14 protein-coding genes are annotated in these 14,669 nt (G+C 66.1%); 4 read left to right on the forward strand and 10 right to left on the reverse strand.

The window, feature by feature from the left end:
• Nucleotides 1-361: 361 nt before the first annotated feature.
• Nucleotides 362-1,612, forward strand: a complete 1,251-nt coding sequence (locus tag AC3IF1_RS15170) for a glycosyltransferase family 2 protein (protein WP_489218259.1) — start codon at nucleotides 362-364, stop codon at nucleotides 1,610-1,612.
• Here AC3IF1_RS15170 and AC3IF1_RS15175 read toward each other — a convergent pair.
• From AC3IF1_RS15175 to AC3IF1_RS15195, 5 genes are all read right to left on the reverse strand, one after another.
• Nucleotides 1,549-2,853: a glycosyltransferase gene (locus tag AC3IF1_RS15175; protein WP_489218260.1), complete on the reverse strand. Its 1,305-nt coding sequence runs from the start codon at nucleotides 2,851-2,853 to the stop codon at nucleotides 1,549-1,551. The genes AC3IF1_RS15170 and AC3IF1_RS15175 overlap by 64 nt on opposite strands.
• Nucleotides 2,850-3,896 carry a radical SAM/SPASM domain-containing protein gene (locus AC3IF1_RS15180; protein ID WP_243967663.1) on the reverse strand — a complete coding sequence of 349 codons (1,047 nt, stop codon included), beginning with the start codon at nucleotides 3,894-3,896 and terminating at the stop codon, nucleotides 2,850-2,852. The genes AC3IF1_RS15175 and AC3IF1_RS15180 overlap by 4 nt, the downstream gene beginning before the upstream one ends.
• Nucleotides 3,897-4,465: 569 nt before the next feature.
• On the reverse strand, nucleotides 4,466-5,581 hold the full coding sequence (locus AC3IF1_RS15185) for a class I SAM-dependent methyltransferase (RefSeq protein ID WP_489218261.1): 1,116 nt from the start codon (nucleotides 5,579-5,581) through the stop codon (nucleotides 4,466-4,468).
• Nucleotides 5,582-5,625: 44 nt separating this feature from the next.
• Complete coding sequence (locus tag AC3IF1_RS15190) at nucleotides 5,626-6,345, reverse strand: FkbM family methyltransferase (protein ID WP_489218262.1); 720 nt, start codon at nucleotides 6,343-6,345, stop codon at nucleotides 5,626-5,628.
• 246 nt (nucleotides 6,346-6,591) lie between these two features.
• Nucleotides 6,592-6,882: a BTB/POZ domain-containing protein gene (locus AC3IF1_RS15195; protein ID WP_243967656.1), complete on the reverse strand. Its 291-nt coding sequence runs from the start codon at nucleotides 6,880-6,882 to the stop codon at nucleotides 6,592-6,594.
• A gap of 272 nt (nucleotides 6,883-7,154) precedes the next feature.
• On the opposite strand from AC3IF1_RS15195, the gene AC3IF1_RS15200 reads away from it, so the two are divergent.
• The gene (locus tag AC3IF1_RS15200; protein WP_489218263.1) at nucleotides 7,155-7,418 is read left to right on the forward strand and encodes a hypothetical protein; all 264 of its coding nucleotides are present in this window, start codon (nucleotides 7,155-7,157) and stop codon (nucleotides 7,416-7,418) included.
• Nucleotides 7,419-7,864: 446 nt separating this feature from the next.
• On the opposite strand, the gene AC3IF1_RS15205 is transcribed toward AC3IF1_RS15200, so the two are convergent.
• Nucleotides 7,865-8,740: an FkbM family methyltransferase gene (locus AC3IF1_RS15205; protein ID WP_489218264.1), complete on the reverse strand. Its 876-nt coding sequence runs from the start codon at nucleotides 8,738-8,740 to the stop codon at nucleotides 7,865-7,867.
• 466 nt (nucleotides 8,741-9,206) lie between these two features.
• A complete protein-coding gene (locus tag AC3IF1_RS15210) occupies nucleotides 9,207-9,434 on the reverse strand; it encodes a hypothetical protein (protein WP_489218265.1) in 228 nt (75 codons plus the stop codon).
• A 297-nt stretch (nucleotides 9,435-9,731) separates the two neighbouring features.
• Here AC3IF1_RS15210 and AC3IF1_RS15215 point away from each other — a divergent pair, with 297 nt between their 5' ends.
• Nucleotides 9,732-11,279: a sensor domain-containing diguanylate cyclase gene (locus AC3IF1_RS15215; RefSeq protein WP_489218266.1), complete on the forward strand. Its 1,548-nt coding sequence runs from the start codon at nucleotides 9,732-9,734 to the stop codon at nucleotides 11,277-11,279.
• 71 nt (nucleotides 11,280-11,350) lie between these two features.
• Here the strand turns inward: AC3IF1_RS15215 and AC3IF1_RS15220 are convergent, their stop codons facing one another.
• Nucleotides 11,351-11,596, reverse strand: a complete 246-nt coding sequence (locus tag AC3IF1_RS15220) for a hypothetical protein (RefSeq protein WP_243967646.1) — start codon at nucleotides 11,594-11,596, stop codon at nucleotides 11,351-11,353.
• A gap of 456 nt (nucleotides 11,597-12,052) precedes the next feature.
• A complete protein-coding gene (locus tag AC3IF1_RS15225) occupies nucleotides 12,053-13,672 on the reverse strand; it encodes a methyl-accepting chemotaxis protein (RefSeq protein ID WP_489218267.1) in 1,620 nt (539 codons plus the stop codon).
• Between the two features lie 351 nt (nucleotides 13,673-14,023).
• On the opposite strand from AC3IF1_RS15225, the gene AC3IF1_RS15230 reads away from it, so the two are divergent.
• A complete protein-coding gene (locus AC3IF1_RS15230; protein WP_489218268.1) occupies nucleotides 14,024-14,200 on the forward strand; it encodes a hypothetical protein in 177 nt (58 codons plus the stop codon).
• Between the two features lie 131 nt (nucleotides 14,201-14,331).
• Here AC3IF1_RS15230 and AC3IF1_RS15235 read toward each other — a convergent pair whose 3' ends face one another.
• Nucleotides 14,332-14,553 (reverse strand): hypothetical protein, encoded by a 222-nt coding sequence (locus tag AC3IF1_RS15235; RefSeq protein ID WP_243973839.1) that lies wholly within the window; start codon nucleotides 14,551-14,553, stop codon nucleotides 14,332-14,334.
• Between the last annotated feature and the right edge of the window lie 116 nt (nucleotides 14,554-14,669).

The raw sequence follows: 14,669 nt of genomic DNA on the forward strand, positions 1-14,669 counted from the left end.
TCCCGACCCTGCGCCCGAACGCGGGGTGCGCAACGGTGCGGTCAGAATCGGAGCGGCACCGATACCGTTCTCGACGCATCCTCCGAGGCCGTTGCGCCGCCGCGATACACGGATCGTCTCGTCCGGCGCAGGCGCATGATTTCGCATCGACAGATCGTGCGCAGTCCACGATCATCTCCCTGATGCGTGGCGTGCCGTCCCTCGAATCGCAAGGAGCCTCTTCCGCGACGATATCCGAGGTCTCCGGCGCGTAAGTCGCCCGTTTGGTGCGCCGGGGAGACCAGATCGAGGGGTTGAGAACCCGATCCCTCGCCCGCGGGCCCCGTGAGCGACGGCCGGGACCGGCTAACACGAGTTGCCCATGTCCGATCTTCTCCTCAGCATCTGTCTGCCGACCTACAACCGGGCAGACTTCCTCGCGTATCTGCTCGGCCAAGCCGCCGAGACCTGGACGTTCAGCTTTCCCTACGAGATCCTCATCACCGACAACGCCTCGACCGACGATACCGAGGCAGTCGTGCGCAAGCACGCCGGTCTCGGTCTACCGATCCGCTACTATCGTCAAACCGAGAACAAGGGCGGCGGCCCGAACCTGCTCACCGCCTTTCATCGCGCCAGCGGGCGCTACGTCCTGTACCTCGCCGACGACGACCTCCTGGACCCGGCCGCCGTCGAGGAGGCGATGGCCTTCCTGACAGCCCATCCGGACGTTCGAGCCGCGTATGCCCCGTGGCAGCTCTACGACGATGTCGCCAAGCGGGCCGTCGGAGAGTTCTTCACCATCGACAGGGACGTGCTCTACGGACCTGGCCAGGAGGGCGAACTCCTCAACCTGATCATCGAACGCCACATCTTTCCGGAGATCGTCATCTACCGTGCCGACGCCGTACGCCGCATCATGGCATGGCCGCGTTTCTGTTTCTGGGCGTTCGTATTCCTCGCCGGCACGATCGGACAGGGACAGATCGCCTTCCTGAAAGCGCCCTATTATCGCTCGGTGGTCAACACGTCGGTCCGGGCGAACCGGGATCAGGCCGGTATCGAGGAGGTGATGACCGGATGGGACACCTATCGCGGCGGCCTCGAATATTTTGTCTACACGATACTCCAGCGCAACGGCGTGTCGCTCGCGGATGAGAACCGGAAAGCCGTTCAGGAGATGATCGACCAGTTCATCGCCGAACGGATGAAGGTCGCCTTGCGGCTCTGGCTGGAGCGCGGCGACTACATGAACGCGCATGACATCGCCTGCCGCCTGGCCTATCGCGACCCTGCCCTGGTGCGCAACATACCCGGGATGGAGCGCCTGCCCCTGATGCTCGTCATGCAGAAGCTGGCACGCTTTGCCAACGCGGTCGGCGGGGTCGAGCGCCTGGAACTCGTCGGGGTCGACGAGGCCGCTCACCTCATGCCGCTCCTGCGCCAAGCCGGCCTCGAAGAGCGCATCGCGCTGAACGCCGGCGCCAGCCCGCCGGAGGATGCCCTGCCCGAGCACACCATCGTCTTCCTGGCCCGGGATTCGGACCGGCAGACCTGCCTGAATCGGGGCTACGCGCCGAACCTCGTGATCAGCGAGCCCGAACTCTTGACGGGGCTGTACCCACCGGCCTGAGAACCGGCGGGCATCCAGCCGGCGAGGCTGGGATCGGCCGGAAAACAGGCGCGAAAATGCGCGAGGCTGCCCTTGGCGGCAGCCAGCGAGGCCACGAGCCGCACGGCCCCCTCGCTCATCAGTTCGGCAACCGAGGACTCGAACCAGGCCCGCGCGTCGAGGCCGAGAATCTCGTGAAACGGGCGGCTGCGTTTCGTGCCCGACAGAGCGGCCCGGTAGGCATCCGCCAAAGCGAGCGCGGTGGCCGCCGGGCTATGGCGCCGGGCCGCCTCGATCCGGGCCGCAGCGCTCAACCGCGCGAGGCGGGCGGGCGCGGCCGACAGTTCGGCCATGGTCGCGACGAAGTCCTCGCCCGACCGGACGACGCGGCCGGTCTCACCGTCCGAGACGATCGCCGCCTCGGCCGGATTGCCCCAGACGATCGGGACGGCCCCCGCCGACATGGCCTCGACGAGGGCGTTCTCGCCGGTGCCGTAATGCCCCGGCGCGAGGAGGTACACGAAGAGGTCGAGGTCAGCCAGCACATCGGCCGGCCTGTCGGCATAGCCTTCGAAACGCACGCGCCCCGGTCGGCGCATCGCGGCCGCCCGGGCGGCGACGGGACCCTGCGGATCGTGCTCCCCCCATAGGCCGACATTGATCGGGCTCTCGACCGCGTCGAGGAAATCGAAGAGCCGCGGATGCAGCTTCACGAAGTCGAGGGTCCCGATATACCCGCAGCGCAGCGGCGTTCCGGGCGTCCGGTCCGCCCGCACGATGCCGTCGAAGCCGAAGCCGCTGTTGGCGACGCCGAAGGCACCGGGCCTCGCCCGGATCTCGCCCTTGAGGTTCGGCGCGTCGAGGGAGCAGGGCGACGTGAACAGCACGTGGTCCGCGGTCTCGACCAGACGTCGGGGGATGAGCGGTGCGGCGAGCCCGGAGATGTGTGTCCAGAGCACGAGCCGCAGCGCCGGCAGAACCTCGGAGGCGAGCAGACCGTAGAGGCGCGGATGGTTCCACCACTCGATCTGGACGATATCCGCCTCGGCGGCGAGGGCGGCGATCTCGGCCGGATCCGGCGACACGTGGAGCTCGCAACCACTCGCCCGGACGCGCTCGGCATAGGTCGTGTCGCGCGGCGCCTCCAAGAGGACGTAGCTGCGCCGGATCGAAGACCCGTCCCGCCGCTCCGCCTCCATCACGGTCGCGTGCGCCTTGCCGACGCCGCCGCCGAGATGGGGCGCGATGTGGAGGATCCTCACGCGGCGATCACAGGCGGCGGGCCCGACACGGCCAGAGCAGCCCGGAACCGCTCGAGGATCTGGGGCCGATGCGCGTCGATGTTGTCGGGCAGGCAATGGCTCAATTGCCCGCACGCGTTGCAGACGGCGTTCTCGCAGCGCCGGCCTTCGAGATGCTGCAACCGCAGGTCATTCAAGGCATCCGATGACCAGATCGCCCGCAGCGAGTCCCGCCGCACGTCGCCGACGACGAGCTTACGGCCCCAGTCGAGAAAGCAGGAGCTGACCAATCCGTCGGCGTTCACCGAGATGCTGTAGAAGATGTAGGGACAGGTGTCGGTCTGGGAGATCGGCTGCTGGTAGATGCCGCCCGTGATCTTGATACCCGTATGGGCCTCGATGTCGAATTCCGGCCAGCACGGGGCGAAGTTCTCGATGAAAATGCGGTCGCAATGGTCGCCGAAGGTGTCGTAGAATTCCTGGCGCTGCGCCTGCGTGATCAACTCACCGGGGATCTTGACGACGACCTCGCACTGACCCTTGTTGGCATAGAGCCACTTCATGTTCTCGACGAAGCGATCGAAATCGAAGTCGAAGCCCGTGAAGGTGCGATACTGGGCGTTCGTCATTCCATCGACGGAGATGTTGATCTTGTCGAGCCCCGCTTCGAGCACCGGGCCGACGCGGTCCGGCGTCAGAAACGTCCCGTTCGTGGTCGTGTCGATGTACTCGACCCGCCCGCTCGCCTTCGCGTAGGCGATCATGTCGGCGAGCCGTTTGTTCAGGAAGGGCTCGCCGTCCTTGTACAGGCGCAGCACCCGGATCGGCTTCTCGAACTCGCTGAGATCGTCGATGATCTTGGTGAAGACCTCGTAGCGCATCGCGCCCTGATAGCGCCCCGTGTCGCGGATCATGTCACGGTGACCGGTCGGGCAGAACGTGCACTGAAAATTACAGGCGCTCGCCGGATCAACGAAGACCACGAACGGGGTCGCCAATGGAATAACCGTCTCGAGCGGCGTGCGTCCCTCAAGATTGATGCGCGGCTTGATCTGGGCTTTCATGAGCGCTCTACCTTGTTCCCCGACCGGGCCTCGACGTCGCAGATCCCGATGATTGCGGCTGGATCACCCAGCCACCACTACGCACAGCCGAAATCCAATAGGCACCACGGCTAAACCCATTGATTTCGTATAAATTCGGTTACCGAATCGTTACCGCTCCACCGGAACAGACGAATTTTATGAGGCGGCGCGATCGCGATGCGTGGACGGCCGAAACCTGGCCTCGCCGACCGGAGGCCCGTCGCGCGTCCTTGATGAACGCTTCGGCCCTCCGGCGGCAGTCGCGCGCCGCGCGGCGGATACGATGGACAGAAGGCGTGTCCCTGTGATCGGCATCGCCGCAGCGCCGGCGAAGCGCTCGGCCGTGTCGATGGGGAGCGGCTCCGGACATCGGCACCCCGTGGCACCGGTGCTCCGGACGCATCCCGATCCGGCGCGGTGCTTATACCGGACCCTGATGCGCCCGGCTCATCGAGGTCCGCCCCCGCGACGGCGCGGCGGGGGCCGTCCGCCGGACCTCACCGATCCCGACCATCGGTCGGGACCAGCGACACGCGGTCTGCGGCGTATCAGAGCCGGTGACGTGCGAAGAGCGTGAGGCCCTCGCCGAATAGGGCATGCGCGTGCAACGTCACATCGAAGCAGCCGAACGATGCGAGGTAAGGCGGGATCTGCCGGTACGAAACTTCGTCATGCGACAGGTTCACGAGCAGGTCGCAGGGCACGTCGCGCAACAGGCGCTCGGCACCGCGCAGGGCCGGGAACTCTGCGCTCTCCACGTGCAGCTTGATCAGGACCCGACCGCCGCCGGCCGCATCCCGACCGAACAGGGTCTCGTCGAGGGTGTCCAACGTGCAGGTCTGAACCGGCATGACGGCCGGGTGGGCGACACGGGCGTCCACCAGGCGCGCGGAGAAGAGGCCATTGGCCAGGAACGGTTCGGTCCCCTCACGATCGCTGACGGCCTCCCGGCGCAGGTCGAAGACGCCACCCGCCCCAGTGTCGACCTCCGGCATCCGCGCGGCGCAGACCTGGAAGCGCCTCGGATCGGGCTCCAGGGCGACGAAACGCGAGAAGGTGACGCCGGAGCGGGCAAGGCTGGCGGGTAGGCTGAGATCGTAGGAGCCACAATCGTAGACACACCGGTAATGCGTGCCGGCCCGCCCGCGCAGGCGCAGATCGTATTTCCCGTCCTCCCGACAGATCGGGTAATCGCTCACCAGACGACGCTCGTAGCGCCAGGCGCTCGCCGCCTCGCAGATGCCGCGGGAGACCGCATCGGCGTAAGCGTCCGGAAGCCGGGCGACGTCGGCCAGGATGTCCGGCGGCGGGGACAGGTTGCTCCAGCCGTTGGTGAATGTCTCGGGCGTGTACTCTTCGAGCAGGTCGTAGGCCGTTAGAATCTCGGCTTGGCCGACCTGCTCGAGGCAGGCGCGGATATCCCGGGCGGACATCTTGAAGGCACTGACGAGATAGGCCACGCCCGCGACGGGATGATGTCCGGCCAGATCGCGTATGGCGATACCGCGCAGCGTCCCGGTCTTGTGCGAATCCAGTATGAATTCGGGGCGCGCCACGTGATCGGGCCACAGATCGAGCGCCATCTCACAGAGTTGCCCGGCGCCGATGAGGGCATAACGCCCGCCCCGCAACGTGCGCTTCAGCGCGACCTCGGAAATCGTCATGCCCTGGCACTCAATGCAAAGTCGATCCGCGCGACGCGGCGGCCTCACAGGGCCGCATGGATATCCCACCACTGTGTCCGAGGCGCGAGACGTCGGCCGGCTCGATCCCGCACGGTCCGCGCATAGTGCTCGATGAAGTCGTCCTTCGGTCGCCACGGGCCGGGAAGGGCATCGGCATAGGGGCCGGACGCGCCCGGCGGAAAGTTCGCCCCGGTGGTCTCATCGCGGAGGCTCGGGACGATCGACTGATCGGACAGCTTGAAGGCCGCGTACCCGGCGGCGCCCAATGTGGAAATGTAGTCAAATCCGAAGCGGCAATCTTCGACGCTCACGAAAGCCGGACGTTCAGCCAGTTGGTCGAGCTGGCGGAGGGCCGTCAGATCGGCGCCCTCGATATCGATCTTGAGATAGTACGGCACTCCGAACGCCGCACATAGATCCCGGAGGTTGATCGTCTCGATCGGCATGGCTTCGACGCGACTGTCCTCGCGGCCTGCCCAGCCTGCGTCGATGCTGCTCCAGTGATCGTTGTCGGCATTCACATAGAACGTCACCGACCCCGGCTCGTCCCAGACCGCGCGATTCAGAATGGCAAGCCTGCGCGCCGAAATCTCGGCCGCGAAGCGCCGCTCCGCGGCCTTTACCAAGGCGGGATTGGCCTCGACAGCCACCACTCTGAAGCCCTGCCTGAGATAGTAGGCGGTGTCGTCGCCGTTGTTCATGCCCAGGTCGACGACCAACCGATCAGCATTGGAACGTTGCATGGGCGCACACGGCTTTCCTGTGAAGTCACGCACCAGCTTCGCCCCGCGTCGCACGCGAGCGTCGGATGGACGGGCGCGCGGCCCGGACCCTCCGCACATCATCTCCCGGCCACCCGGCCGCCGGAGGCGCCGCCGCGCGCGGCCGAACCGGGCAGGTCTCTCGAACCTCGTTCCGAACCCGGCGATCGCGTTCGGCTCAGCCCCGCGAAGAGCTCCGACGTTCAGGGCCTTCCGACGCGCCGATCCTCATGCCGCAAGCGCCGGCCGCCCGTCCCGACCGTGAGCCTGATCCATGATGGCGCCGATCCGCTCGCCGACGGCGATCGCGATCGCCACCGAGGCCGGCCCTTCCAAACCCTGCCGGCAGATCCGGCCGAGGACGTCGGTCACCCGCTGCTCCATGGCGCCGAGGATCGCCGCGGCCGCCTGCGGCTGCGCACCGCGGAGCACGGCCGCGAGGTCGCAATATGCGTCGTGAAGAAGCTGCAGCGTCAGGCGCTCGACCGCTTGCTCGTCCTCCTCCGTCAAGACACGCATCAGGCGACTCTCCCGCTCGTCGCCGAGAGACTCGCCCGGAGCCGTTAACAAGACGTAAAGAGGCGGGCCGGGAGGGAGGGATCGGCTAACCATGCCGGTGCGCCATGCGCCCGACGGGCCTGTCTCCGGAGCACGGCCGCGTCGCGCCGGCGGCAGGGTTACGTCGTCGCATGGCCGAACTTGCCGGAGCGCGTCGCGTAGACGATCGCGTGGAACGCGGCGGGCCCTCGATCCGTCGGACCCATGACACCCTCCACCGCGGAAGCATCGCCATGCGCATCCTCATCGCCGCCGCCCTTTGCCTGTCACCGGCCGTCGCCACGCCCGTCCTGGCCCAGGTGCAGCAGAACAATCCCAATGGTGCGAACCAATCGATGGAGCGCACCGGCCAGTTGCGCGCCCTGCAGCAGGACCAGACCACCCAGACCGACATGCTCCGCATGGACAGCCAGCGGAACCTGGCCGCGGAGCCGGCCCCGAATACCGGCCCGAACGCGATCGGCCCCATCGGCCGTACGGGAGTGATCGGACGCTGAGGGCCGCGCCCTCGGGAAGCCGGCTCCGGGGCGGGCGCCTCAGCCGGCCGTCCCGCTCTGTCTCGGGTGCAACCACGGCATCCGCCTGACGGGGCGGATCGGAGGGCGGATGGGCGGCACGGCTTCGCCCCATCGGCAGGCAGATTGGCTCTGAAGGGGTTTGAATCGGCATGCTTCAATCACGGAGATGCCGCACGCACACATCAACCCCGCATCGCCCTTGCGCGCGGTCGGCGTCTCAACGGGAGGGCGGAACACGCTTTCCCGTACCCGGACGACGTCCCGTCCGACGCGGATTTGCAGCGTCCCGTCAGGGGCCATCTTCGTGCTGATGAAACTCTGCCCTGGCCGGCAAAAAGCAACCGTTTCCTCTGCGCCCGCCTTGTCGGCCCCGGCGGACGCTATGATCGTCGCCATACGCATCGCACGGGGCTTTCATCGTGAAGTCAATTTTTGCGATTGCTTCCGATCAATCCTGAGATATCGTTTCGGCTGAATATGACATCACACTGTTCCAAGGGGATTTCAGAAATCCTGACTGGAACCTTACCAGCGGTCCAGTTGAAATAGTACGTCTCGCTATAGTCGTTGTGCACAGCGTATGCTAGAAACCCGTGCGATTTCAATGTATCGAAAATGTAGTTCCGTTCTTCTGATTCTGACGCTATCTCACAAATAATTTTGAGATCTTTGGGAAATAGTTCTATATTTGACATTATATCCCGCAAAACTTCGGCTTCCGCTCCCTCGATATCAATTTTGATCAATGATATTTTGCTTAGTTTATCGTGAGAAATAATATGTGTGATTGGCTTGGCCGCCACCTTGCCGATCGACGTAAATCCCCTTTTGCTGACTGTTGTACTTTCACCGAGGCTTTTCTGAGGGCCCGTAAAAAATTCAATTTCTTTCTCTAAATCACTGACCGCAATATTTATTGTCGTGACATTTTCGACAGAGTTGAGTTCAACATTTTTATTTAGCAGCCGAAATATATTAGGGTGTGCTTCGATCGAAATAACTTCTCCAGTCCGTCCAACTATCTTGCTCGCAAGCAATGTATAGTATCCAATATTTGCACCAACGTCGACAAACAAATCGCCCGGTTTCAGCATTTTTGAAATGGCCGCCGAGACATCCGGCTCCCAAACGCCAAAGTTAAATACCGCCCGCTGAATGAAGTCAGTTGTGTTAGTATATATTTTGAAACCATATCTTGTTTGTGTTATAAATGATATTCCTGTTCTTTTAAGAAAATAGTTTATCAGTAGATATAAATTTTTCTTTCCGAAGGGAGCATTTCTATAAATCACCTCCAGCATTCGAATCTTGCCTCAGTTACAGCATCGGACATAAGAGGCAGCATATTGCGTATTTCACTCAACATTGCAAGCAACAGTTCAATTATTCAGGAGCCTATTTGAGCGACTCAAACAGCCGCCCCGATCTTGCGCGTGCGAGCCCGAATTCCACCCGGCCGTCCGGGCGCAACCGCCGCGGCCGGGCGCGTGCCTGGCACCTGCGGGTCGGCGGCCCTCGGCGGGCGTTGCCTGCGGGCTGTCCGCGGCGCTGGATCGACACGAGTCCGCTCGCGGATCTGATACGGGTTCTGACCCGGCGACGGCGTTGCGGACGCCGGCCGGAACCACGGCGGGCGATCATCGAACGCGCATCCGGCTGACTCAGCCATCGGGGCGGGCTCTTACGCGAGTGCGCCGGACGCCTCGGCTGCATCGCCCGTCGCGGGGCCACCGACGCTCTCAACAATCCTGCCGGGAGGGCAAGCGCTCAGAGGTCCGGGATGCGCCGCCCCTTCACGACCACCCGCGGCCAGCGATCCAGGCCGATGGGCATCAGGACGGCGATCTGGTGTGGTACCTCGGCGTCGCCCAGGAGGCTCCTGAGCGAGATCCGGCAGGCCTCCTCGAGTTCGGCCCGGCTGCGTGCGCCGGACGTCTTGATGTCGGCGATCAGAAGGGCTGCGATCTCCTGGGCGAAAGCATCCTCATCCCACATGCCACTCTCCCACTTCGATGCGGAGCAGCATAAGTCCGCGGGGCCTTTCCCGGTATCGGTACAGACTTGCGCGCCCGCGCATTGACTGTGGATACTTGCACCGCCGGATCGCGGGATTGCCGAACCTTTCCAGGGCCGCTGATCGCGGCCCGCGGGAATCCGACGCTTCGCGGGGCTCCGGCGGCACGGCAGAGCTTTGCCCGAGAATGCTCATCAACCGTAGCGGTATAAAAGTAACGTTTAAGTCACATTTGAACATATACTGGTGTCCGACGACGAATTCACGTGGACGTGCCGATGATCTCGTTGGGACGCCTCCATGGCTGGCTCCGCTCAGCCCGAACGTGGCTCGCATTCGGCATTCTGGCGCCGATCGGCATGGTCGCGCTCTCCGGGGTGATGCTGGCCGACCTGCGTCAGGATGCCTGGGACAGGGCCGAGCAGACGTCCAGGAACCTCGTGCAGGTCCTGGAACGCGACATCGCCCGCAACATCGAGATCTACGATCTCTCGCTCCGGGCCGCCGTGGAGAACCTGGCTGCACCCGGTCTCGCGGAGGCCGGCCCGCGGCTGCGCCAGCTCATCCTGTTCGACCGCGCCGCGACCGCCCGGGACATGGGCGTGATGCTGGTCATCGACGAGCACGGCCAGATCCTCGACGACATCGGCGCCGTGCCGCCGCGGCAGGGCAACTACGCGGACCGCGCGTATTTCAAGGTCCACGAGGACCATGATGGGCTGGGCCTCTATGTCGGCCGCCCGATCGTCTCGCGCCTGACCGGCGAGCCGATGCTCCCGTTCAGCCGGCGCATCAACAAGCCCGACGGGCGCTTCGGGGGCGTGGTCCTGGGCAGCGTGAAGCTGTCCTATTTCACGCATCTGTTCAGCGAGATCGACCTCGGTCCGCGCGGCGCGATCAACCTGTACCTGACCGACGGCACCCGCCTGATGCGCTATCCCTACGAGGCCGCGGACCTCGGGGCGAACATCGCGAAGGCTGCGACCTTCAAGCGGTTCATGCGCGAGCGACAGGGCCGTTTCGTCAGCACCTCCGTGCGCGACGGGATCGAGCGCGCCTACACCTTCACGCGGATCGGCGCCCTCCCGCTGATCCTGAACGTCGCCCTGGCCACCCAGGACGTGGAGGCCGATTGGTTGGCGAAGGCGGTCGTCATCGGCGGCATCGTCCTGGTGCTGTGCGGCCTCACGATCGCGCTCTCGTTCCTGTTCGGGCGGGAGTTGCGCCGCCGCGAGGCGGCGCAGGACGCCCTGGCCGCGCTGTCGCGCACCGACCCCCTGACCGGCCTGCCGAACCGCCGCTGTTTCGAGGACCGGTTCGCCCGGGCCGCGGAGGCGGCGCGACACGGCGGCCAGCCGCTGTCGCTGCTCATCGTCGATGCGGACCATTTCAAGCGCTACAACGACCGGTACGGGCATCCGGTGGGCGACGAGATCCTGAAGGGTCTGGCCCGCAGCCTCGCCGCGAGCGTGCACCGTCCCCAGGATCTCGTCAGCCGCATCGGCGGCGAGGAATTCGCCATCCTCCTGCCGGATACCGACGCGGCCGGCGCCGGGCGCATCGCCGACAGGGTCCATGCCGAGGTCGCCGCGCTGGCGGTCGGGTCGGCGGGGATCGGAGCGGGCGCCGTTACGGTGAGCATCGGCCTCGCCTGTACGGGGCCGGACGGCGGACGCGGCGCGGCGCCGCCGGACCTGTATCGCTTGGCAGACGGCGCCCTCTACGAGGCGAAGCACGGCGGTCGCAACCAGACCCGCATGGCCGCCGCGCAGGCCGCGGCGGCGCCGTCCCAGCGGGGCCCTCTGCAGCTGGTGAAGACCTCCTGACCGCACCGCGCCGGATAGCGACCGCCCGCACACGGCGCGGTTCGCGCGGATGGATCTCGGTTCCGGGCCCTTTACCGGCCGAGACGGGCCATCAGGCGCGGACCGTAGGCGTCCCACACGATGTGCGCGACATAGGCGGACTGGAAGGTGACGATGACCTCCCAGTCACGATGCAGCACCTTCAGGATAGTCCGATCATGGATGGCGCCTTCGACACCCAGGGCGACGGCCAGGACCGTGCTGATGGCGAACACGCCGAACCACGAGAACTCACGGGCGGCGACGAGGCCCAAAGACGCGATCACGATGAAGAGCATGCGGGCCGCCGGACTGCCGATTCGGTCTGCTTAGGTAGACTACTCCGCTGAAGCTTAGCAAGCATGTCCAATACTGCAGCGCACCATCAGGACGGCATCAGGTCAACCAGGCCATACGTCACCGCGGTGACAATCATGGTCCAGACAAGCAGAAAACAGGTCCGGAACGAGAATGCGGCCGACACGGGCAAATGCGCGTACCAGTTCCGGACCCGGCGGAACGATCCTGAAATTGAACTGTGCCATGCCCTGTCGATCATTGGCGCGAACTCGACGGCAGCGCTGACGTAACAGAGTGTTTCCAGCAGCTTAGGCCAGTCCCAACACTATCGTCCGGATGACCGGATGAATGCGACATTTCGCACACAGAGCGCAAGTTCCGCTCGGCCTCGGGCGGGGCGAGCGCGGATTGCCGGGCCGGGTGGGCCGTACGGGTCGGGCAAGGCGCGGCCAACCTCAGTGGCGGTATCGTTCGGCGAGCGCCATGAGCGCCTGGGCGAGTTCGGTGAGGTTGGCCGAGGCGGTCTCGACCTGGCGGGTGCCGGCCGCGGTCTGCTGGCTGGCCTGCCGGATGTTCTGGAGCGCGCCCATGACCTGCTCGATGCCGAGCTGCTGCTGGTTGGTCGAGGCCACGATCTGCTGGAAGGTCTGCACGTTCTCCTCCACCCGGGCGGTGATCTCCTCGATGGTCCGCTGCGTCGTGTCCGAGCGGGTCTTGCCGGACGCGGCCCGCTTGACCGCCTCCTCGGTGAGCATCACCGAGGTGTTGATCCCCCGCTGGATCTCCCCCAGAAGCCCGCGCACCTGCCCGGTGGCCGCCTTCGCCTGGTCGGCCAAAAGCTTCATCTCCGAGGCCACCACCGCGAAGCTGCGCCCGCTCTCCCCGGCCGCGGCCGCCTCGATGGCCGCGTTGAGCGCCAGCAGGTGCGTACGCTCCGAGATGTCGTTGACCGTCTCGATGATGTCCCCGATCGTCTGGGTCTTCTCCGACAGGCCGACGATGTTGCCTGCCACAGCCTCCGCCTGCTCCCGGATCGCCTCCATCGCCCGGGCGGTGTCCGAGACCGCGCGCAGGCCCTGCCGCGAGGTCTGCGCGGTCGCCTGGGCGGTGGCGATCACCTCGGTCGCCCGCTTGCTGATCTGCGCCCCCGAATGCGTGATCTCGTCGACCGTGGCGGCGGTCTCCTGAACGGCCGCAAATTGCTGCTCCACCGAGGCCGCCTGCTCCTGCGCCGACGCCCGGATCTCCGCCGCCGCCGCGTTCAGGTCGGCCGTCGCCGCACGGTTGGTCCGCGCAAGCTCCGAAAGCCCCGAAACCATCGCGTTCAGCGTCCCCGCTAGACGACCGACCTCTCCGCCGACACCCGCCTCGATCCGCCCCGACAGGTCGCCCCCGCCGACGCGCGCGACGAAGGCCATCACCCGCAGGAGGGGTCCGACGATCAGGCGATTGATGGCGATCCCGATGCCGGCGCAGATCAGGAGCGTGAGCAGGGTCCCGCCCCACAGCGCGACACGCACGTCGCGCTGGGCCTGGGCGACCCGTCCGGCCTGGACCGCGCGGCCCGTCTCCTCGAGGCTCTCGATGGCCGCGAGCTTCTCGCGGAACGTATCGAACAACTGCTTGCCCTTGCCGTCGGCCTCAATCCGGACCGCGTCCGCGCGGGTCGCCGGATCGGCTGCGCTCCGGACGGCGGCCTCGCCGATATCGGTCTGCCAACTGCGCGCGGCCGCCGCGGCGTCGGCCAGGAGGCGCGTGCGCTCCGCATCCGCGCCGATCATGGCTCTGAGACGGCTGATCGCCTCGTCCAGAGCCGGGCGACCGGCGCGATACGGCTCGAGGCTGCCGTCGCGTCCGGTGAGCAGGTAGCCGCGCAGCCCGGTCTCCTGGTCGAGCATGGCCGCGCGGAAGCCGTCGAGGGCCCGGATCAGCTGGCTAGACCGGTCGCGCGCATCGGTCGCCTCCTGCAGCTGGTTGTCCGTGAGCAGGACCGCGCCACTGCTCAGAACCGTCACCAGCGCGATGACGCCGATGGCGCTGCCCAGTGTGCGGTTCAGGCCAAACGTGTTCGGCATGGTCAGCTATCCCGGCCCGGTCCCGCACGCGGACTTGCGCGGCAAAGCGACTCGTGACCGCGGTGATGCCGATACCAGCGACCGCCCCCCAGAGGAACCCGCTCCCTGAGCGACCCCGATCGACGTCGTGGATGCCGCCGACGCCCGACACGCTGCGATGGCGATGACGGGACGCTTCGGACCTCTGGAGGTCCCGCTCAGCGGCCAGATCACGTGGACGTCCCGGCGGCCGACGGAACGGGCGCAGGGGGGTGACGCAATCACCCAGGGCAACGCCAGGAACGACGACCCCGAGCCCACGTTGGCCGAGGTATACCGGTGTATACCGGTCTTCCGTAATGTGAGAGTGCCATGACCAGCCGAAGCGTTCAGTCCGCCCTCCTCGCCCTCACGCTGGTCGCCGCCAGCGCCGGGATGGCGGTCGCCCAGTCGGGCACCAGCAACACGACGACGTCAGGCGCACCGGCGGGTGACAGCAGCACGGGCAACGGCGCGACCGGCAGCGGGGCGGCGCCCAGCGGGAAGTAACCGGGTCCACAGCGAGACCGGAGCCTGTTCAGCCCGCCCGGTACGCCGTGGCGGGCTTTTTTCTACCCCGCAGAGTCCCGCCGATCCCGACTCCGGGGTCGGGCTCATCACGGTCCGGCATAGTCGGCGATCTACTTCGCATTGCACCCGATGCAGATGCCGCGGCTGAGCTTGTCCTGCTGCTCATCGTTCTTGGTGCGACGGTTCGGGTTGTCGCGCGCGGTGGGGCTCGCGTCTCGGCTCGGCGGTCTGGTCTGCCCGGTCGCCGTCACGTTCCCCGCACGGCTACCCTGTGCGGCCACCGGCAGGCTGAGAAGCAGGACCATGGCGCCCGCCGTGAAGATCTTGAGCATGTCGTTCTCCGTGACCCACTCAACGCGGCTCGATGACGGAGGCTGCCGACGCAGCCCATTGGTCGCGCTCACCGCCGCACGCGATGGCGGCCGAGGGCGGGCCTTCGGTCCGAGGC

It is taken from the genome of Methylobacterium sp. E-012, from assembly GCF_057836545.1.